Origin of the sequence: Pseudoalteromonas sp. NZS11, from assembly GCF_015864765.1 — a bacterium.
Taxonomy (GTDB): Bacteria; Pseudomonadota; Gammaproteobacteria; order Enterobacterales; family Alteromonadaceae; genus Pseudoalteromonas; species Pseudoalteromonas arctica.
Window position 1 is genome coordinate 492,063 of record NZ_JADYWP010000001.1, and the last position, 21,784, is coordinate 513,846.

The 21,784-nt window shown below is 39.0% G+C and carries 17 protein-coding genes; 14 read left to right on the top strand and 3 right to left on the bottom strand.

Going from position 1 to position 21,784, the window contains the following annotated elements; translation table 11 throughout:
• The first annotated feature begins 847 nt into the window (after nucleotides 1-847).
• From prfC to I6E82_RS02225, 4 genes are all read left to right on the top strand, one after another.
• Entirely contained in the window at nucleotides 848-2,437 is a 1,590-nt protein-coding gene (gene prfC / locus I6E82_RS02210) for a peptide chain release factor 3 (RefSeq protein ID WP_165721062.1), read from the top strand.
• Between the two features lie 57 nt (nucleotides 2,438-2,494).
• Nucleotides 2,495-4,237: an arginine--tRNA ligase gene (gene argS, locus I6E82_RS02215; RefSeq protein WP_007581630.1), complete on the top strand. Its 1,743-nt coding sequence runs from the start codon at nucleotides 2,495-2,497 to the stop codon at nucleotides 4,235-4,237.
• A 469-nt stretch (nucleotides 4,238-4,706) separates the two neighbouring features.
• Entirely contained in the window at nucleotides 4,707-5,345 is a 639-nt protein-coding gene (pdxH, locus tag I6E82_RS02220; RefSeq protein WP_197116599.1) for a pyridoxamine 5'-phosphate oxidase, read from the top strand.
• Nucleotides 5,346-5,366: 21 nt separating this feature from the next.
• On the top strand, nucleotides 5,367-6,134 hold the full coding sequence (locus tag I6E82_RS02225; protein WP_197110874.1) for a TatD family hydrolase: 768 nt from the start codon (nucleotides 5,367-5,369) through the stop codon (nucleotides 6,132-6,134).
• Here the strand turns inward: I6E82_RS02225 and I6E82_RS02230 are convergent.
• Entirely contained in the window at nucleotides 6,101-6,721 is a 621-nt protein-coding gene (locus I6E82_RS02230) for an AhpA/YtjB family protein (RefSeq protein WP_007581635.1), read from the bottom strand. The genes I6E82_RS02225 and I6E82_RS02230 overlap by 34 nt on opposite strands.
• Before the next feature lie 152 nt (nucleotides 6,722-6,873).
• Here I6E82_RS02230 and serB point away from each other — a divergent pair, with 152 nt between their 5' ends.
• The gene (gene serB / locus I6E82_RS02235) at nucleotides 6,874-7,902 is read left to right on the top strand and encodes a phosphoserine phosphatase SerB (protein WP_197116600.1); all 1,029 of its coding nucleotides are present in this window, start codon (nucleotides 6,874-6,876) and stop codon (nucleotides 7,900-7,902) included.
• A 20-nt stretch (nucleotides 7,903-7,922) separates the two neighbouring features.
• On the opposite strand, the gene I6E82_RS02240 is transcribed toward serB, so the two are convergent.
• On the bottom strand, nucleotides 7,923-10,400 hold the full coding sequence (locus I6E82_RS02240; RefSeq protein WP_197116601.1) for a PilZ domain-containing protein: 2,478 nt from the start codon (nucleotides 10,398-10,400) through the stop codon (nucleotides 7,923-7,925).
• Between the two features lie 362 nt (nucleotides 10,401-10,762).
• Here I6E82_RS02240 and radA point away from each other — a divergent pair, with 362 nt between their 5' ends.
• Nucleotides 10,763-12,148: a DNA repair protein RadA gene (gene radA / locus I6E82_RS02245; RefSeq protein WP_024590039.1), complete on the top strand. Its 1,386-nt coding sequence runs from the start codon at nucleotides 10,763-10,765 to the stop codon at nucleotides 12,146-12,148.
• A 75-nt stretch (nucleotides 12,149-12,223) separates the two neighbouring features.
• Nucleotides 12,224-13,156 carry a hypothetical protein gene (locus tag I6E82_RS02250; RefSeq protein WP_197116602.1) on the top strand — a complete coding sequence of 311 codons (933 nt, stop codon included), beginning with the start codon at nucleotides 12,224-12,226 and terminating at the stop codon, nucleotides 13,154-13,156.
• A gap of 65 nt (nucleotides 13,157-13,221) precedes the next feature.
• Here the strand turns inward: I6E82_RS02250 and argE are convergent, their stop codons facing one another.
• Complete coding sequence (argE, locus tag I6E82_RS02255; protein ID WP_165734551.1) at nucleotides 13,222-14,382, bottom strand: acetylornithine deacetylase; 1,161 nt, start codon at nucleotides 14,380-14,382, stop codon at nucleotides 13,222-13,224.
• A gap of 224 nt (nucleotides 14,383-14,606) precedes the next feature.
• Between argE and argC the strand changes: the two genes are divergently transcribed.
• From argC to I6E82_RS19800, 7 genes are all read left to right on the top strand, one after another.
• Nucleotides 14,607-15,617, top strand: coding sequence for an N-acetyl-gamma-glutamyl-phosphate reductase (gene argC, locus I6E82_RS02260; RefSeq protein WP_197116603.1), 1,011 nt, complete (start codon nucleotides 14,607-14,609; stop codon nucleotides 15,615-15,617).
• Entirely contained in the window at nucleotides 15,618-16,385 is a 768-nt protein-coding gene (argB, locus tag I6E82_RS02265) for an acetylglutamate kinase (RefSeq protein WP_197116604.1), read from the top strand.
• 7 nt (nucleotides 16,386-16,392) lie between these two features.
• Nucleotides 16,393-17,325, top strand: coding sequence for an ornithine carbamoyltransferase (locus I6E82_RS02270; protein WP_024592295.1), 933 nt, complete (start codon nucleotides 16,393-16,395; stop codon nucleotides 17,323-17,325).
• Entirely contained in the window at nucleotides 17,322-18,524 is a 1,203-nt protein-coding gene (locus I6E82_RS02275) for an argininosuccinate synthase (RefSeq protein WP_007581653.1), read from the top strand. Before I6E82_RS02270 ends, I6E82_RS02275 begins: the two co-directional genes overlap by 4 nt.
• A 49-nt stretch (nucleotides 18,525-18,573) precedes the next feature.
• A complete protein-coding gene (gene argH, locus I6E82_RS02280; RefSeq protein WP_007581654.1) occupies nucleotides 18,574-20,439 on the top strand; it encodes an argininosuccinate lyase in 1,866 nt (621 codons plus the stop codon).
• Between the two features lie 265 nt (nucleotides 20,440-20,704).
• Nucleotides 20,705-20,905 carry a hypothetical protein gene (locus tag I6E82_RS02285; protein WP_197116605.1) on the top strand — a complete coding sequence of 67 codons (201 nt, stop codon included), beginning with the start codon at nucleotides 20,705-20,707 and terminating at the stop codon, nucleotides 20,903-20,905.
• A 16-nt stretch (nucleotides 20,906-20,921) separates the two neighbouring features.
• Complete coding sequence (locus I6E82_RS19800; protein WP_231616848.1) at nucleotides 20,922-21,455, top strand: hypothetical protein; 534 nt, start codon at nucleotides 20,922-20,924, stop codon at nucleotides 21,453-21,455.
• The last annotated feature ends 329 nt before the right edge of the window (nucleotides 21,456-21,784 follow it).

A 21,784-nucleotide genomic window follows, 5' to 3' on the forward strand; every position in this document is an offset into this window, starting at 1 on the left:
ACGACTTATCCTCCATGCAATCTATCAATAATATGCGTTACGACTTTATTACACAAGCTTGTGGCGGTCTTGGTGGCTAAATTACAATCAGTAGTTGCATGGTATTTAGCTCTGTATTGGTGTTTTTTTATTTTATTAAGTTATTTTAATTTAATAAGTTACATGCTTATAACCGTTATTTTATTGTTCAAAAAAGTTTACATAAATTTACATCTTTTAAAGTCATTTTTTTAAAGATAAATGCTATCACTTAAAATTGAATATTCTAATTTACTCTCAGTTATAAATACCAGTGGGTTAACGCAGGGCTGTTAGCCGGGCCACTAGGTTATATTCTCAAGCAAGGCTTAAAAATTCTAATGGTGTGCAGAGGCTTGGTGTATTGTGTGCTGATCCTATTTATTTGGCTTATTACTGATTTTTTTGTACCTCATTTGCAGTTAGGCTTCCCAAAATCCATATTAATAAAAAAGATCAGCTAATAACCAACCATTGATTGTTTATAAGGCCAAGATCAGCGAAAATAGTCTTCAATTACGATTAACATAACGGATCGCATGTGAAGGGCCAATTTAGGGCTTTTCTGATGGTGTGTTGAGCTTTCGAGGTTGCTCTATACCAATTTTATTAAAAACAAGATCGTTCTAGCGTATTAAATAACTCACTAACTACGTTAAAAATTATTCATAGAGAATAACTCTATGTGATAATTTCGCCTTGTTATTGCGCTATTTTATTATCGCTATAATAGAACGCTAATTTAATGCAATTGGTATTATTTAAGCCTTGAAAGCTCAGCATACTTAAAGTGGATAATATCCGTATACAAACTAAAAGAACTTTTTTAATGGCAGATCAAAATCTCCTTAGCGAAATTAATAAACGACGAACCTTTGCTATCATCTCTCACCCAGATGCTGGTAAAACAACCATTACCGAAAAAGTATTGTTATTCGGACAAGCTATTCAACGAGCCGGCACTGTAAAAGGCCGTGGCTCTAACCAGCATGCAAAGTCTGACTGGATGGAAATGGAAAAAGAGCGTGGTATATCTGTTACTACCTCTGTAATGCAGTTTCCATATAACAACGCACTTGTTAATTTACTTGATACTCCAGGACATGAAGATTTCTCGGAAGATACTTACCGCACATTAACTGCGGTAGATTCGTGCTTAATGGTTATTGATGCGGCAAAGGGTGTAGAAGATCGTACCCGTAAGCTCATGGAAGTTACACGCCTGCGTACAACGCCAATTGTTACGTTTATGAATAAGTGTGACCGTGAAATACGCGACCCAATGGAAGTGCTTGACGAAGTTGAAACAGAGCTAAATATTGCCTGTGCGCCCATCACTTGGCCAATTGGCTGTGGTAAAGAGTTTAAAGGTGTTTACCACATTCATAATGACGAAGCTGTTTTATACAAAACAGGTCAAGGTCATAAAATTCAAGAAGTTCGTACCATTAAAGGGCTTGATAACCCAGAACTTGATATTGCCATTGGTGAAGATTTAGCTGCGCAATTACGCGATGAGCTTGAGCTTGTTATTGGCGCATCAAACGAATTTGATTTAGAGCTGTTTTTAGCCGGTAAGCTTTCGCCTGTTTATTATGGTACTGCACTGGGTAACTTTGGTGTTGACCATGTTTTAGATGGTTTAACTAAATGGGCACCAACGCCATTACCACGTGAAACTGAAGACAGACTTGTTGTTGCAACTGAAGAAAACTTTACCGGCTTTGTATTTAAAATTCAGGCAAACATGGATCCAAAACACCGAGACCGTATTGCATTTATGCGTATTGTGTCGGGTAAGTACAGCCAAGGCATGAAAATGAATCACGTGCGAATTGGCAAGCAAGTGAGCATTTCTGATGCGGTAACCTTTATGGCGGGCGATCGTGAGCGAGCAGAAGATGCTTACGCTGGCGATATTATTGGTTTGCATAACCACGGTACAATTCAAATTGGTGATACATTTACCCAAGGCGAAAAACTTAAATTTAGCGGTATCCCTAACTTTGCGCCTGAATTATTCCGCCGTATTCGTCTTCGCGATCCGCTTAAGCAAAAGCAATTATTAAAAGGCTTAGTACAGCTTTCTGAAGAGGGTGCTGTGCAGGTATTTAGACCGCTTATAAACAACGATTTAATTGTGGGCGCAGTAGGTGTACTTCAGTTTGATGTGGTTGTAGCACGTTTAAAAGCTGAATATAACGTAGATGCTATTTACGAAGGTATAAACGTAAATACAGCACGCTGGGTAGAAAGCAGCGATGTTAAAAAGTTTGAAGAATTTAAACGCAAGTGCGAAAGTAATTTAGCACTCGATGGTGGCGATAACTTAACTTACATAGCGCCGAGCCGTGTAAACCTTAACTTATCGGTAGAGCGTTACCCAGAAGTAACGTTTAACCATACACGCGAAAACTAGAACTCATTCAAAGAATTAAAAGAAAGCCTGCTTTGGTGGGCTTATAAAGGTAAAAACATGAATATTCGTACTATTTTAATCGAAAAAGCTATTGCAGCTATGGCTGGCGCAGGCTTACCTGAAGACACAAACCCAGCAGTAACACAAAGCACACGTCCACAATTTGGTGATTACCAAATTAATGCAGCTATGGGCGCGGCTAAAAAAATGAAAAGCAACCCACGTGAGCTTGCGCAAAAAATTATAGATAATCTTGATGTAAGCGATATTGCTCAAAAGACTGAAATTGCTGGCCCAGGTTTTATTAATATTCATTTAAAGCCTGAATTTTTAGCGCAAAGCGTACAAGCAGCTAACAGTGATGCAAAGCTTGCTGTAAATGAGCATGCTAACCCGCAAAAAGTGGTTGTTGACTATTCATCACCAAACCTTGCTAAAGAAATGCACGTAGGCCATTTACGTTCAACCATTATTGGTGACTCAATTGTGCGTGCGCTTGAATTTAGAGGCGATACGGTTGTACGTCAAAATCACATGGGTGATTGGGGCACGCAATTTGGTATGTTAATCGCGCATTTAGAAGATCAAATTAGCCAAGGTGTAGATTTAGATTCTGTAGCGCTTGCTGATTTAGAAACCTTTTACCGCGATGCTAAAAAACGCTTTGACGACGAAGAAGGCTTTGCTGATAAAGCACGTAATTACGTTGTTAAATTACAAGGCGGCGACGCGCACTGTGAAAAACTTTGGAAACTGTTTATAGCTACCTCAGTTAAGCATTCTGAAGAAGTATATAAGCGTTTAAATGTAACACTTACTCAAGCTGATATTATGGCTGAAAGCGCATACAACGCAGAACTTAACGATATTATTAGCCTACTTAAAGATAAAAATATTGCAGTAGAGTCGCAAGGTGCGCAAGTTGTGTTTTTAGATGAACTTGCCAACAAAGATGGTGAACCATCTGCGTTTATCGTACAAAAGTCTGGCGGTGGTTTTTTATATGCAACAACAGATTTAGCGGCATGTGATTATCGTTCAAATAAATTAGGTGCTGATCGTATCTTAATTTTTGTAGATGCACGTCAAAACCTACACTTTAATCAAGTAGAGCTAACAGCGCGTAAAGCAGGTTTATTACGAGACGAAACAAGTTACGAGTTTTGCCCGTTTGGCACCATGATGGGCGCCGATAACAAACCATTTAAAACACGTACTGGCGGCACAGTAAAACTTGCTGACTTATTAGAAGAATCAATTAACCGTGCAGCTGCAAAACTAGCTGAACGTGAGTCTGATTTAAGTGATAGCGATCGCAGCGAGATTGCACGTAAAGTAGGTATTGGCGCAGTTAAATACGCCGACCTTTCTAAGCACCGTACCAGCGATTACATTTTTAACTGGGACAGCATGCTAAGCTTTGAAGGCGCAACCGCCCCTTACTTACAATATGCTTATACACGTATACGCAGTATTTTCCGTAAGTCAGGCGTTGATGCAGCTACATTAAATTCAGATGTTGCAATTATTGAGCCTCAAGAAAAAGCACTAGCACTTAAGCTACTACAGCTTGAAGAAGTACTTGATTTAATGATCAGCGAAGCAACACCGCACGTACTATGTGGTTACTTATATGAGCTAGCAAGCTTATACATGACATTTTACGAAGCCTGCCCAGTACTTAAAGAGGGCGTAGAGCCAAGCGTGCGCGATAGCCGTTTAGTGTTGTGTAATTTGGTTTCTAAAACATTAGAAACGGGATTGGATTTGCTAGGCATTGAAGTTATGGAGCAAATGTAATCACCTTCTGCTGCGTGTAGTTCGCTTTGACTGCGTTGTCGTGCTTTTTTAGCCTAAGTCACATACTAAATGTATGCTCCTTGGCATAAAAAAGCACTCCGTCTTGTCAGCACTTCTACACTTGCAGATATCTGAGTTGTGTAGTTCGCTTTAGCTGCGTTAAGAAGTTTATTTAGCCAAAGTCACATACAAACCGTATGCTCCTTGGCATAAATAGTTTTACCGCCTTGCTAGCACTCCTACACTTGCAGATATCTGAGTTGTGTAGTTTACGTTGTAGGTTGGGTTGAGTGAAACGAAACCCAACGATACACCTGAGACTCTATGTTTACTGCTATCGAATACACCTGAGACTCGGTGTTATTGCTATCGCATACACCTGAATCTTAATATTTGTTATTACTCAACATCTATTGTTTTAAGCTCGCTACTCTAAGCTCTTTTCTAGGCTTTATTTAAAGGACTTGTTATGAAACTCGAAGATATCCGCCGTGAATACCTGCAAGACGCGTTAAGCGAAGATAACTTGCAAGGTGATCCGTTTAAGCAGTTTGAAACATGGCTTGAGCATGCAGTGGCAAGCCAGTTACCCGACCCAACTGCGATGGTTGTAGCAACTGTTGATGAAACAGGTCAGCCTTCACAGCGCATTGTGCTTTTAAAGCATCTGGATGATAACGGTTTTGTATTTTTTACCAATACAGGTTCGCGTAAAGCGCAAGAGCTTAAAGGTAATAACAAAATATCGCTGCACTTTCCGTGGCACCACATGGAACGCCAAGTTATTGTGTATGGCGAGGCTAAACCATTACCTACATCTGCCGTGGCAAAGTACTTTTTATCTCGTCCTAAAGAAAGCCAATTAGCTGCGTGGGCGTCAGCGCAAAGTCGTCCGGTGTCATCACGTAAAGTACTCATGGAAACCTTCGCCAACATGAAAAATAAGTTTGCTAAAGGTGAAATACCACTTCCTGATTTTTGGGGCGGATATTGTGTAGTGCCCACTAAAATTGAGTTTTGGCAAGGTGGGGCGCATCGTTTGCATGACCGTTTTATGTATCAGCGCCAAGCAGATAACAGCTGGCAAATTACACGCTTAAACCCTTAATAAATAGATGAGTAAGTAACCGTGCAATTTATTGACTCTCATTGCCACCTCGACTTTAGCGAGTTTGATTCGAATCGTGAATCGCTCATAAACGAGTGTGTAGCAAAGGGAGTTAATCAGTTTGTTGTGCCGGGTATTACGCTTGCTCAATCACATACTCTCATAAAACTCAAAGCAACTTACCCAAGTATAAAAATAGCCGCAGGGCTACATCCTTACTTTTTAGAGCAACATAACGAATCGCACATAGAAGCGTTATTTGAATTCGCGACTGCAAATAAGCATCAGTTGGTAGCTATTGGGGAGTGCGGGCTTGATCGAAGTATTGAAAACCTTCCTAAACAAACTTATTTATTTGAGCAGCAAATAGGGCTTTCTAATGAGCTTAACTTACCGCTCATTGTGCATCATAGGCAAAGCCATGATTTAATTGCGCAATCGTTTAAGCGGTGTAAGCCAAAAAACGGGGGAGTGATTCATGCCTTTTCGGGCTCACTTCAACAAGCGCAGTACTATATTAAGCAGGGTTTTAAGCTTGGCATAGGCGGCGTTATTACCTATGATCGCGCAGTTAAAACACGCGCTGTTATTGCTGCTATTGAGCCAGAGCACTTAGTACTTGAAACCGACTCACCTTCAATGCCGTTAAGCGGTCATCAAGGTGAAGTTAACACGCCATTACATATACCTGATGTATTTAACGCGTTATGTGATTTAAAGCCACATAGTAAAAGAGGGACGCTTGCAAAGCAGCTTTACGATTCTTGTTCAGATGTTTTTTGCATATAGCGATTTACCTGCCAACGTTTTAATCCACGCCCTAACTGCCACGTAAAAATACATGCAATCACTAGCATTAATAGTACCTGTCGACCTAAGTCATGAAAATGATTATGGCTGTCTGATATTGCGGCGCGAGTTAAATAAGTCACAGACACAAAGCCTATAGGGCGGTCATCATCGCTTATCACGGGTTCCATAAAAGGTGTTTTTAGCTTACTAATACCCGGTGTAGAGTCAGGAAGTTGTCCATAAATATGGTGTGACTGCCAATTGTCACTGCTAGCAATTAAAATGCCTTGTTGATCATAAATAGTCGCAGAAAGTACAAATTCATCTTTACTTATATCGTTACAAATGGCGTTGAGCTGTGGTTTGTTTTTTTCAATAAGCGGTGTTTTAACATTTAAAGCCATAAACTGAGTGAGGCTTTTTGCCGTGCTATCGGCACTATCATAAAGTAACTGATGACTCTGAAAACTACTATTAACACCTACCCAGCTTAGTAATACAAAACAACCAGCCGCTAGTATTAAGCGAACAAGTCGTTTTCTTTGAGAAGCCGTAATAGGGTTTTTAATATGGTTATTTTTCATAGTCACCGTTTATGCTACTGACAGCATTTTGATTTGATGTTACAACTACACTAACTATAACCTTAAACCCCACCTGATGGCGAATTTAGTGTTGAGAATACCAGTTATGATATGCCAATTATCAGGAAAATAAAAATAAACACGGAGATCCCATGTCGCAAATCAACATGGCACAGCAAGCTGCTGAGCAACCATTACAACACTTAACTCTAAATAAATGGTTTAGCTATAGTGGTGGTGTATTTACACCTCTTGATTATATACCAAACAAAGCATTAGGGTTATTTAGCATCGCATTTGCGGGTGATTTTGAAGAAAAACACATTGTTAGCATTATTGATTTTTTAGCTATGCATAACCAAACCGTCACTGCTATATGCCAATATCAACCAGATTTAGGGTTAGCTCCAGCACTGTGTTTTTACGCGCAAAACTCCGATCAAGCTATAAACCCGTTAGTACTACAAGAGTTTTCAAACACTCTAGATTGTCAATTAGTGCAAGTTGCTACTGCGCCTAATTTATATGAGCCTGGTTTATTGGTTATGGATATGGATTCAACTGCAATAACTATTGAGTGCATAGACGAAATAGCACGGCTTGCGGATGTTTACGACGAAGTTGCCTCTGTAACCGCACTTGCAATGGCGGGTAAACTTGATTTTAGCGAGAGTTTAAATCAGCGTGTAGCTAAACTGGCTGGTATTGAAAAAAGCTTAATTGAAGAACTAAAAAGTGCATTGCCACTCATGCCGGGTATTAAAGTGCTGTGTCAAATTCTAAAACAGCATGACTGGTATTTAGCAATTGCATCAGGTGGTTTTGTACCGTTTGCAGAGCGCGTTCAAGAGCTTATTAATTTAGATGAAGTGCACGCTAATGTACTCGAATTTAAAGACGATAAACTAACAGGTAAAGTACTGGGTACAATTGTAGATGCACAACAAAAAGCAATTATTCTAGAGTCGTTACAACATAAACTAGGGCTTGAGAAGTCGCAAACAGTTGCTATTGGCGATGGCGCAAACGATTTAATCATGATGGCTAAAGCTGGCCTAGGTGTAGCAGTGCATGGCAAACCTAAAGTAGTTGAGCAAGCACAAGCGGCTATTTGTGAAGGGTCATTATTGCAATTGCTGTATATGTTGGCTATTCCGTTAGAAAATGAGCCCGCTCTTTAAAGTTGTTTAAGTTAAACCGCTTAGCGTAAGCGGTTTAACCAGATTAGTTTACGGCGGCCCATTTGTTCAACTTGCTCTTTTTTAAGCTCTAAATGGCTTAGAGCTTCTTCAGTTATATCTACTACGTCCCCCACGCCTGCAACAGCCCATAAAGCTTCTTCTAAATCTTTTGCTTTATGCATTGCATATTGGCTTACGTATTTAAGCTCATTAGATAGGTAGTCAGTATCGGGGCGACCTGTGCGCGAAATATACAAACGCATCACAAATATAAGTTGCGATGTAATGTCTTTACTAATTTGTTTATAAAAGCCTAAGTAGTCTTCACCTAAAGCGCATTGGCTAACAATAGCTTCTTCAATTTTACCCTTACGAGGGTCGAAATTAATAGCGAGTGTAAAAGCAAGCGGTGCGTCTTGGCGACTGCGATCTTTAATATTAGGTGTTATTACATTAATAATTTGCTCTTCGGTAAGAATACTCGAAAAGTCAGTTTTGTTACCTAATAAGCCAAAGTTTTGCAAAATAACATGCATAGGACTGGCGTATAAGCCATAACCAATTGCACCTGTTTTAAAGTGTGCAGCTTCTTTGTGTAAATACAGCGGAAATTGGCATACACTTTTTGTAACCATATTTCTAAGCGCGGTAGATAAGCCTTCTACTTTTGGCGCTTCTTCAGATACTTTAAGTTTGTCTTTATTACCTTCTATTAGCTGAGTGAAAAAGGTCACGCCAGCATGGGGTAAATCAGCAACACGATTCGCTTTTAGGTTAATAGTAGTGAATGACTTACTAATGGCCATTATTTCGTACTTTAGTTCGCTAAGTTTATGCTTTTTAGTTATTTTTTGAAGCTCAGGAAATGTTAAAAGTACTATATCACCTTTTTTAAATGTGACTGGTTGCTCGCACTCTAATTGCAAACCCATTACAGAAAAGTCACGTGTATAACCGTTAAATACTTCATCATTAATAGTGACGCTAACCGGTGTTTTATAAAGGTAGCGCTTATGCGAGCGTAAATTTACGTATTCAAGTGGCACAATATCTAAATAAGGTGGCGTTTTATGTTTTGCGTGGCCAAAATGTTTAAGCTGATTTACTAACGCTTTATCAAAAGTAAGTTGTTTATAATCTGCTTGCTCTGTTTTATTGCCAATACTTGTAAGTACAACAATATATTTAACGTCTTTTATAAGGCCTTTAACTCGAGGGGAAGGCGGCTTGTTGAGTTTTTCAATATTAGCGCCAGCACTATTAGGTAATGAAAGCGGTATAAAAGAATCATCTGGATGACTTGGCATTATTTGTATTTTAAAGCACTGCCAACTTTCTTTTTGGCTACCAAAACCTAAAAATAGATCACGTAATTTAGGGTTATTATTTAGCTCAGTTCGTGTCGCAGAGTAATAGTAAATTTTACCCGATGATATATGTGTAAATGTATAGAGGTAATCTTCTTTGACCGCGGTAATTTGGGTTAGTAATTGTGTAATGCGCTGATGATTGAGTATATTGTACAAACACGGTGTTTTTCTTTCATCGGTAAAATAGCGCTGGATAAAAATATTATTTTCAGTAGTAAGGCTAAGGCTTGGGTAATACTGTTCATCTTTTTTGCTTAAAAATACATATAAAGACGTTACACGAGGGATGTAGTATTGCTCATACCCCTTTGATACTACAGCATCGAGCGTGTTATCTAAATTTACTTTATAACGACGTTTATTACCGTGAATAAAGCTTTCTAAAAAGTCATTAAAGGCATCGTTATTTTCGATATAAGTGCGTTTTAAGCGAATGTGGTTGTATTCACGAGAGATATTTTCAACGGCAACAACCTCGTATTGAATACCGTTCTTTAGGCCAAGTTCAAAGTCTTGTTCAAGGCCTACCAAGCGCATTGCTATTAGTTCACCTTTTTTTATAGAGTAGCGCGTTGCAAGCTTAACTTTACAACCGCTTAAAGATATATCTGAGGTGCTAGCAGCAATGTTCTTTTTATCTTTGTAATCAATAGTTACTTTTATTGAGTAATTCATCCGTTCTTCACGGCGGCTCTCGTAAGAGGCAAACTTAATTACTTCAGTGCTTAAGTTACTTTCTGATTCTTGTAATTCTGATTTTTCGGCGGCTTGTTTTTGTAATACGCGGTGGTTATTTTCTGTATTCATTACGGCTTCGTAAACGGCTAGGGTATATTCACCATGCTGTTTAAGTGCTTTTTCAAACACTTCAATGGCTGTGTCATCCATAAAGTGCTGTTTACCGTTATGCTCATACGGTTTTACTTGGCCCGTCACTAATCCACGAAGATCAACAAAGCGTGCCACTGGCTGAGATAAGCGTGACATTTCCATTTTCATCAAAAATTGCTCAGGTTTGGTTAACCCAGCGGTTTTTGATTTGAAAATCAGGTCAAATTTAGCATTGCCTAAATATGTTTTTAACTCATTCACGAGGTCTTCGTGTTTGAGCATTATGTCATCAGCCATTTATAAAACCATCACCGTCTAATTGAAAAAGTAGGTATACTGTTAAGTCCATTTATTAGAAGTTCAATAAACGTTAAATCGCGCTATGTTATTAATATAGGTACAATTATTTTAGTTACTACTGTTTAGCTCTTGTTATTATGTGTTATATGCCATTTTGTTGGCAAGTTACTTTAAACTATTTCAAAGCAAAAAGTATGCCCTAAATTATAGCTAAAAAGAAACACCATGTGTATTTAATGATTGTGACGCTAGATTTTTACGCAGGCAAGAGTTTGTTGCTAAGTAAATGCTTGAAGTGGCAAAATAAGTTATTAACAGTAAATGTTTTTAAAATTAGAGAATCGTAGATAAGGTTATAAATGACTAAAGCGGCAAAAATAGAGTTTGTGTGTACAGAATGTGGCATGAACTACCCACGTTGGCAGGGTCAATGCCGCTGCGGTGCGTGGAACACATTAGCAGAATTTAAACCTTCAGCAGGGCAGAGTAAAAAAGCGTCAGTTCGAGCAAATGTAGGTGGTTATGCTGGCGGTGCTGGTGGCGGCTCTAAAAAAATTAATGATATTGCTACGTCAGAGGCAGAAAAACAGCTGACAGAAATTGGCGAGCTCGATCGTGTGCTAAGCGGTGGTGTAACTACCGGCTCTGTTAATATAATTTCGGGTGATCCAGGTGCTGGTAAAACAACATTGCTATCTGACCTAGTAGCGAGAATGTCACAACGTATGCCGTCACTTTACTGTACGGCCGAGGAGTCATTATCGCAGTTTAAAAACAGGGTAAATCGTTTAAAGTTAAACTATAACCCTGACGAGCTTTATTTACTTTCAGAAACCAGTGTTGAAACCATCATTGAAGAGCTCGAGAAAAATAAAATTAAGTTTGCTGTTATTGACTCTATTCAAGCGGTTGTAACCGAAACGGCAAATGGTAGCCCAGGTTCCCCTTCGCAAGTAAAAAGCGCCGCCCAAGCATTGACTCAATACTGTAAGCAAAATGATGTAACCATGTTCATTATTGCTCATGTAAATAAAAATAACGAAATAGCAGGTCCTCAAACACTTGTACATATTGTCGATGCGCTTTTACACATAGACACCAATGATGGGCAAATTCGAACCCTTAGGGCAAATAAAAACCGCTTTGGTGATATAGATACCGTTGGCATTTTTAAAATGTGCGAACGCGGTATGTTGAGTGTTGATAACCCGAGCGAAATATTTTTATCGGGGTCTACAACCGACTCGCCAGGCTCTACAATTACCTGTATCCGTAAAGGTAATCGAAATTTACTACTTGAAATTCAATGTTTAACTACCGAAACCGAGGCGGAATTTCCGCAGCGTGTTTGCGTTGGTTTAAACATGAACCGCATAAAAATGCTGACTGGCATATTACGAAAACACACTAAAACCAAAATATTCCACGATACGTTTTTTAATATTGTGGGTGGCCTAAGAATAGATGAAACAGAAACTTGTATTGATTTAGCATTAGTAACCGCGTTACTTAGCAGCTTAAACGAATTTGTTGTGCCTCGTACCACGTGTATTATGGGCGAACTCAGCTTAAATGGCGATGTACGCCCAATTGACAGTGGCGTACCACGTGTTAAAGAAGCGGCACAACATGGTTTTACAGAAATATATATTCCATTTCGTAATTACCATAAGTCGATGGAAGGGCTGGGCGCTAAAATTACCCCAGTTAAAACAGTACATGAGTTGCTTAGTTTAATTAATTAATACTTACGGGTGTTAATGTGTAATGTTACTCTTAATAAAACTCGGTTTACACAAAGAATAGAATAAGGAAATAACATGAAAAAGTTAGTAATAGTTGCAGCGATTGTAGCTGCGGGCGTTGGTGGCGTGAGCTATGCAAATTATGTAGCTACACAAGAAGTGCGTGCAGAAGTAGATAAGCAACTTGCTTTAGTAAGCGAGCAAACTGGCGCTACATTTAAATACGCTGGTTTATCGGCAAGTGTTATTTCAAAAAGCGTAGAAATAACAAACATGGAAGTAATAAGCCCAGAGGGCGACAATGTTGCTAATATTCAAAGCATTGAAATAACAGGTTACGAGCCAGATAAAATATCACCGCATACATCATTTGATGTAAAAAGCTTTCAGTTTGATAAAGACTTTGTTTCAAAATTACCTGCTGATACAAACGAAATGCTCGCGTCGGCAAGTTACGACTTACATTCATCACTTGATTACGATGAAGAGTCTGGCAATAGTGATGTAGTAGTTAAGCTTGATGCAAAAGACATTGTTAGTTTTAATATGGATATGGGCTTGGCTAATTCAAAAGCATTAATGGATGCTTCATTGGCGATTAGTAAAGCGCAGCAAGAAGCGGGTAACCAGCCACTTACTTATGAGCAAGAGTTACAGCAGCAAACACTTGTTATGCAAGCAATGAGTAAGTTAGAGCCGCGCAATGTTAGCTTTGCCTTAAATAACCAAGGTAAGTTAAAAGACTTACTATCAAGCGAGCTTGAAAAGCAAGGCATGACGCTAGAGCAAATGGAAATGATGTTAGAGCAGCAGTTACAACAAGCTCCTGTAACTGAAGATATTGCAGAAGCTTTAACCAGCTTTGCGAAAGGTTTAAATTCATTCAGTGTGTCAGCAAAGCTACCTGAAGGTAAAACTATGATGGAAATTAACCAACAAGTTATGATGCTAATAGGGCAACCTGAAGAGCTAGTTAAGTTTATTAACTTAGAAGTTAAAGGTGATTAAGCCTTAGTTTTGTATTAATAAAGGCGCCAATTGGCGCCTTTATTATTTTGTGTTGTTATAAGCAGTTAGTAACTCTGATTGCTAAAGCAGTTTGCTTTTATGATATTGGTGATTATTTGTTGTGATGGTTTTATTTTTTCCATCGCTAAAAACTCATCAGGCTGATGCGCTTGGTTAATTGAGCCTGGGCCCATTACGATTGTTTCACAACCGAGTTGCTGGATAAACGGCGCTTCAGTGCAATAATTTACCGCGACCGCTTTTTGCCCTGCTATTTTTTCAGCCATTTTAACTAAAGCACTGTCGGTGCTACCACTAAATGCCGGGATTGGTTCATGTAAATCAATAACGCTCACCGCATTTGGGTATTGCTGATTTATCTCTTTTGTTGCATCAAGCACTAATGCTTGTAGTTCTTGTACACTTAAACCTGGTAATGGGCGCATGTCTATATGCATTTCACAGCAACCACAAATTCTATTCGCATTATCGCCACCATGAATATTACCTAAGTTTAATGTTGGATAAGGAATTTCAAAGTGATTTATTGAATACTTATGCTTTAATTGCTCTTTTAAGATCATCAATTTTGTAATCACTTTATGCATTACTTCAATGGCGTTAAGGCCACGTTCGGGATCTGAGCTATGCCCAGAGCGACCAACCACTCTTATTGCTGTACTCATATGGCCCTTGTGCATAAATACTGGCGTCATATCAGTAGGTTCGCCAATTATACAACGCGCAGGTTTTAAATTAGGGTGCTTACATATTTGCTGTGCACCTGCCATAGTTGTTTCTTCATCGGCAGTGGCGAGTATTAAAATAGGTTGAGTTTGCTGCTTTTCATCAAGTTCACTAATTGCTTGTAATACAAAAGCAAAAAAACCTTTCATATCAATGCTTCCTAGCCCGTACAATTTATTGTCGAGTTCAGTAAGTTTAAACGGATTGTGGTTCCAGCGGCTGTCATCAAAAGGCACTGTATCAGTGTGGCCCGCAAGCATTAACCCGCCATCACCTTTTCCACGCTTTGCTAATAAATTAAAGCGGCCTTTACCTCCTTCTAATTCAATAATTTCACACGTAAAACCGAGTGTTTCGCACCACCTCGCAAGGAGTTCAATTACGTTTTTATTGCTCATACACAAGCTGTCTTCAATTGCACTAATAGAAGGGGCTGCAATCAATTGTTGATACATAGAAATAAACGAAGGCAAAGGCATAAAAAAATCCAAAATTATTATTCAATTTAATTGCATAACAATATAAAAGTATTTATGATGAATATCAATTCACTTTTTAAGCATAAATATATTAAAGTAAAGCTATGAAAATAATGCGACGATAATCTACAAATTCATTAAATTAAGTCTTAATTTAGCGTCTTAGCTAGTTTAAGCGAACAACATATATATTTAGCAGTAAATTTTAAAATAACGAGTAATCAATGAATGTAGTTATTATTGGCGCAAGCGGTTATAGCGGCGCAGAGTTAGCAAGCTTAGTTGCTAATCATCCAAACCTTACCTTAACAGGCTGTTATGTATCTGAGGGTAGCTTAGATAAAAATAAATTACTAAGTGATTTATACCCAGAGCACCTTGGCTTACTAGATTGTCCTTTACTTCCTCTTAGTGCATCAGCTTTTGATGACATTCAAAGTGATGCTGATTATGTATGCTTATGTACCGATCACAAAGTAAGTGTTGATTTAGCGCCTCAATTTTTAGCTATGGGTAAAAAAGTATTTGATTTATCTGGTGGCTATCGCCTAGCAAATAATGATGATTACGTTACTTACTATGGTTTTGAGCATCAACACCCAGAGCTTTTAAATGAAGCGGCTTACGGTTTAGCAGAGTGGAACCATGATGCTATCGCTAACGCAAAGCTAATTGCTGTTGCAGGCTGTTACCCAACAGCGGCGCTTAATGCACTTAAACCGCTTAAACAAGCAGGCTTATTGAGCGATCAAAGTATTATTATTAATGCCGTTTCGGGTGTTACGGGTGCCGGGCGTAAAGCGAGTGTAGGAACACATTTTTGTGAGGTATCGCTTGCACCTTATGGTTTGTTTAACCATCGCCACGGTCCTGAAATTGAACAACACCTTGGCCACAAAGTATTATTTACACCGCATTTAGGTAGCTTTGCGCGCGGTATTTTAGAAACTATTTATGTACAACTTAAGCCTGGCGTTACCAAGGAAAACGTTGCATCTGCTTATCAAGTGCTTGCTAACGAGCCATTAATTCGTTTGTTAGGCGATAAAATACCTTCAATCAAAGGTGTTGCTAAGCAACCATTTGTTGATATTGGCTGGCAGCAACAAGGCACGCAGTTAATTGTAATGTCTGCCATTGATAACTTATTAAAAGGCGCTGCTGGACAAGCTTTGCAGTGTATTAATATTTCTATGAATTTAGATCACACTACGGGCTTAAAAGGAGCGTTTTAAATGAGTAAAAAAACGTGGGTTATTAAACTCGGTGGTGCAGTACTTAATACAGAAAATGCAGCAAAAGCGTTATTTGACGTGCTAAGTGAGCAAAAAAATGATGAGTTTGTCATTGTTCATGGCGGTGGTTCTTTAGTAGATACATGGCTAAAGCAAGCGGGTTTTGCTAGTGTTAAACACCAAGGTTTACGTATTAGTCCAGCAGAGCAAATGCCTTATATAGTGGGTGCGCTTGCAGGTTGCGCTAATAAACAATTAATGACTCAAGCTATAAGCGCAGGGCATAAGCCTGTCGGCTTAAGTCTTTTTGAGGCGGGTGTGACTGCAACCCAAAAATTAAAAGCGCTTTGCTTAGTGGGTAAATGCACAAGTAACGACGATTCTATCATCAATGATTTACTTAGAATTTCTCGTTTACCTATTGTTAGCTCTATCGGCTTTGATGAACAAGGCTTGTGGTACAACGTAAATGCAGATGAAGCTGCAGCGGCTATTGCCAGTAATTTAAATGCAGAACTAATTTTTATGACGGATGTAGAAGCGGTACTTGACGCAAATAAACAACCGTTACATCAACTTGACACAAAACACATTGATACTTTAATTACAGATGGAGTAATTGTGGGCGGGATGGAGGTCAAAGTTAAGACCAGCCTTCACGCTGCCCAACATTTACGACGCGGTGTGTATATTTCCAGCTGGCAAAAGCCAGAAAATTTAACTGCTCTGCTGCAAGGCGAGCATGTCGGAACAAAGATTACACCATAGGTTTATTATGTTTGAGAATTTTTTAACGGGTTTAGAATTAGACCAAGAAGGCGCACTTAATTTATTAAAGTTAGCGCAAGATATAAAAGCAAAGCCAGAAAAATACAGCCAAGTATTATCGGGTAAATCAATCGTAACATTGTTTGAAAAGCAAAGTTTACGTACACGTTTATCGTTTGATATAGGTATTAATCGCCTTGGTGGTCATGCTGTTTATTTAGATCAGCAAAATGGCGCTATGGGTGCACGTGAATCAATTAAAGATTTTGCACTTAATATTTCTACTTGGGCCGACGGTATTGTGGCGCGTGTAAATCAGCACAGCACATTAACCACGTTAGGTGAATATTCATCGGTACCTGTGGTAAATAGCTTGTGTGACTTGTACCACCCTTGCCAAGCACTTGCTGATTTTTTAACACTTCAAGAAGTACATGGCGATGTGAGTCAGCTTAAAGTAGCTTACTTAGGTGAGGGTAATAACGTAACTCATTCATTGATGTTACTTGCCGCAACGCTAGGTACTGACTTTGTTGCTGTAACACCAAAAGGGTGTTCGCCAGATTCACAAATACTTAAAAAAGCAGAGCAAATTGCAGCAATGAATGGCGCATCAGTCATGGTGAGCGATAGAGTTGAAGCTGCGGTTGGTGCAAACGTTGTATACGCAGATACATGGGTATCAATGGGTGATACAACGCCGCTTGAGCAAGTAAAAGAAAAATACATGCCTTATCAATTAAACCAGGCATTGCTAGATCAAACAGGTGCGACTACGGTATTACATTGCCAACCGGCACACCGTGAATTTGAAATTACCTCTGAGGTAATGGATGGTCCAGCATCAAAAATCATTCAACAAGCAGAGAATCGCATGCATGCGCAAAATGCTCTGCTAGTTACATTACTAAATCCAAATTTTGTTAAGGAACACCTATGAGTTCAATTAAAAAAGTCGTTTTAGCCTATTCTGGTGGTCTTGATACGTCGGCTATCGTGCCATGGTTAAAAGAAAACTACGGCTGTGAAGTAATCGCGTTTGTTGCCGATGTAGGTCAAGGCGCTGAAGAACTTGAAGGCGTAGAAGCTAAAGCAATTGCCTCTGGTGCATCTGAATGTTACGTAGTTGACTTAAAAGATGAAATGGTAAGTGATTACATTTACCCAACGCTTAAAACGGGCTCAATTTACGAAGGTACTTATTTATTAGGTACTTCTATGGCGCGCCCAATTATTGCTAAAGCACAAGTTGAAATTGCACGTAAAGTAGGTGCTGATGCACTTTCTCATGGTTGTACTGGTAAAGGTAATGACCAAGTTCGTTTTGAATCATGTTTTGCAGCACTAGCCCCTGATTTAAAAGTAATTGCGCCATGGCGTGAGTGGGACTTATCGAGCCGTGAATCATTACTTGATTACTTAGCAGAGCGTGACATTCCGTGTTCAGCATCTGCTACAAAAATTTATAGCCGTGATGCTAACGCATGGCATATTTCGCACGAAGGTGGTGAGCTTGAAGACCCATGGTGTCAACCAACTGAACAAGTATGGACTTGGACTAACTCTCCAGAGCAAGCACCAGATAAATCAGAACTAGTAACATTAAAAGTTGTTGAAGGCGAAGTGGTTGCTGTAAATGGCGTAGAGCTTAAACCTTACGATTGTTTAGTTAAATTAAACGATATTGCATCGCCTCATGGTGTTGGACGTGTTGATATTGTAGAAAATCGTTTAGTTGGCATGAAGTCACGCGGTTGTTATGAAACGCCAGGCGGTACAGTCATTATGGCAGCGCTTCAAGCCATTGACGAGCTAGTGCTTGATAAAGCAAGCCGTAAGTGGAAAGAAGTACTCGGTGGCGAGTTCTCGCATTTAGTATACGACGGCCGTTGGTTTACGCCTCTTAAAGATTCTATTTTAGCCGGTGCTGAAGCACTTTCTAAAGTGGCAACAGGTGAAGTGGTACTTAAGCTATACAAAGGCCAAGTAACTGCAGTTCAAAAGCAGTCACCAAATAGCTTATACAGCGAAGCATTTGCTACATTTGGCGAAGATGATGTGTACGACCAATCACACGCTGAAGGCTTTATTCGTTTATTCTCGCTTTCAAGCAGAATTTCAGCACTCGCTAAAAAGTAATTTATTACGCCCCTTATAAAACGGGCACTACAGGGTTTGGAGAGATTTCATGGCATTATGGGGCGGACGTTTTTCTACGGGTCCAGATGAGGCGTTTAAGCAATTTAACGACTCTCTTCCCTTTGACTACCAGTTAGCAGAGCAAGATATTATTGGCTCTGTGGCATGGGCTGGTGCACTTGAACAGGTAAGTGTACTTTCAAGTGACGAGCACACAAGATTAGTGGCTGCATTAAATGAGCTGCTTGAAGAAGTTAAAGCAGATCCACAAGCGGTAGCTACTTCAGGTGCAGAGGATATTCATTCACATGTTGAAGCAGCTCTAATTGAAAAAGTAGGTGATTTAGCTAAAAAATTACATACAGGCCGAAGCCGTAATGACCAAGTTGCCACCGACTTTAGATTATGGTGCCGTGATACGGCTGACCATTTACTAGATGCTATTGCACAGCTTAAAGGCGAGTTTGTAGCGCTTGCAGAGCGAGAGCTTGGCACAATATTACCAGGTTACACGCACTTACAGCGCGCACAACCAGTATTGTTTAGCCACTGGTGTATGGCATATGTAGAGATGCTAGAGCGTGATGAAAGCCGCCTGCAAGATGCTAAAGCGCGCATGAATTTTTGCCCATTAGGCAGTGGTGCATTAGCAGGTACAGCTTATCCGATTGATCGCCAAGCATTAGCACACGGATTAGGTTTTACAGCGGCTACAAAAAATAGCCTTGATGGCGTATCTGATCGTGATTTTGTGTTAGATCTTTTAAGTTGTGCGTCTATTTCGATGATTCACTTATCTCGTATGTCAGAGGATTTGATTTTTTATAATTCGGGTGAAGCCGGATTTATAGAGCTTGCTGATAACGTAACATCAGGCTCATCGCTCATGCCTCAGAAAAAAAACCCTGATGCACTCGAGCTTATTCGCGGTAAAACCGGACGTGTGTTTGGTGCATTTAGCGCTATGATGATGACGTTAAAAGCGCTGCCACTTGCATACAATAAAGATATGCAAGAAGACAAAGAAGGCCTGTTCGACGCTATGCCAACATGGCTTGCATGTATTCATATGGCGCAAGCATGTATTAAAGGCGTTAAAGTAAACGGTGATAAGACACTTGCTGCAGCAAAAGGAGGGCATGCAAACGCCACCGAACTTGCTGATTACTTAGTTGCTAAAGGTGTGCCATTTAGGGAAGGGCATCACATTGTAGGTGTACTTGTACAGCTTGCGATTAGCGAAGGTAAAACGCTTGAAGAGCTATCGCTTGAGCAGTACAAATCAGTAAACACTGTATTTGAAGACGATGTTTACCCAGTACTTGAAATTGATGCGTGTATAAAAGCACGTAAAGCCCTTGGTGGGACGTCTATTGAACAAGTAACGAATGCTGTTAAAGAAGCCAAAAAAAAACAGCAAATAACGGTACGTGATGCAAATTTAGATGATGTAGAAGCAATTGCCACGCTTATACAGCATTGGGCAACGGTAGGTGAAAATCTGCCTCGTGCAAAAAGTGATATGGTGCACTCTATTAACGAGTTTGCAGTAACAGAAATAAATGGAAAAGTGTCGGGCTGTGCGTCGTTATACATTTACGATACCGGCCTTGCTGAAATACGCTCATTGGGTATAGACCCAAAAAGTAAAGTGTCGGGGCAGGGTAGACAGCTTGTAGATCATCTACTTACTAAAGCCAAAAAATTGGCACTTAACCGAGTTATTGTATTAACACGCGTACCAGATTTTTTTGAACAACAACGTTTTACTTTTTGTAGCAAAGACTCTTTGCCTGAAAAAGTAATGAAAGATTGTGAACTTTGCCTTCGTAAAGAAAATTGTGACGAAGTAGCAATGGAATATATTTTGAAGCTAAGTACACGTGCGGAGATCCCGTGTAAATACGTAGCTTAAACTCCCTGGATACAAAAAACGTACGGTTATCCCTGTGCGTTTTTTTATGTTTGTAGTAAACTGGTCGGAGCTGTTTGGTTTGATTATATAAGTATGTTTTGAGTAAGTTTTAAGGTGTCAAAAAAAGTTGGCACATTGGTTGCTTTGTATAAGGTAGATAGCAAAATAGCTATCACTACTTTAAACAGGTGATGCATTTATCTACATAATAATGTGGTTAAAAGTTGCACCAGATATAATTAAAACTTTTACAAGGATCAATCACATGCAAGTTTCAGCTAATAGCCAAGTACAAATGCAAGCATACAACAAAACACAACAATTAAAGCCTGCAATGGAACAAACTGCTAGCCCTAAAACCCTGCAATCTGATACAGTAAGCATTTCTCAAGAGGCTATTGCTGCAGCAAGTGGTGATAGCTTACAACGCGGCGGGGGCAGTGTAATGCCTGTCAGACCAAAGTAATAATTTAAGGTTTTAAATGATTCTAACTGAGCTTTTTGGGTTGTTCTCACTGTCTGCTTTTACGATGTGGGGATTTCTGATGACTTTCTTTTTTAATGTGTTTGTATACTCATTAGATGTAAAAAGAGGTACAACTCTTCTGCTCAGTTCATTTATTATGATGATATCTTATACTTTATCTGACTACTTCTATACATGGCTTTCTATTAAAAACTCAATATACTTGGATTGGGCTTTGTATGATATTTCTACTATTTTAGCGTTAATATGTATATATAAAATAACAGAAAAAACAACACCTTCTTTTTTGTATTTAATTGTTGGATTGTCTATAAATTCGATTTTCTTTTTTTGTATGTATTTAGATATGTATATATTCGGAAATATGGAACGATGGTTTTTTTGGGATGTTTATACATACGCAGTTAATTTAATGGACTTAATTATGATAGTCGCATTAATTGTTGATAGAGACTTCCTCGGTCTTCATAAATTAAAGAACAAAATCCTCAGCTACTTCAAGTCAAACGATACCCATAAAGTAACCTAGTTTAAAATGTACTTAACTGGTGCTTTTCTGGATTATATAAATGCTTTTACACAATGGGGCTTTTTAATGGCCTTTTTGTACTGCTTAGTATCTAGTGTCAATATTAAAAATAAATCCCTTCTCATTACATCAAGCATTATGTTGTGTTCATATTTTTTAAGTGGATACTTTACTATATTGAATGCTCCTTATTTAGATTGGATTTTATATGATTTTCTTACCATAGTAGCGATACTCTTTTTTATAAAAATTGACTTTATTAAATGTTGCCCAAGTGCCAATTTTATTCTGATAGGTTTAGTCATTAATAGCCTCCTCGCATCAGTAAT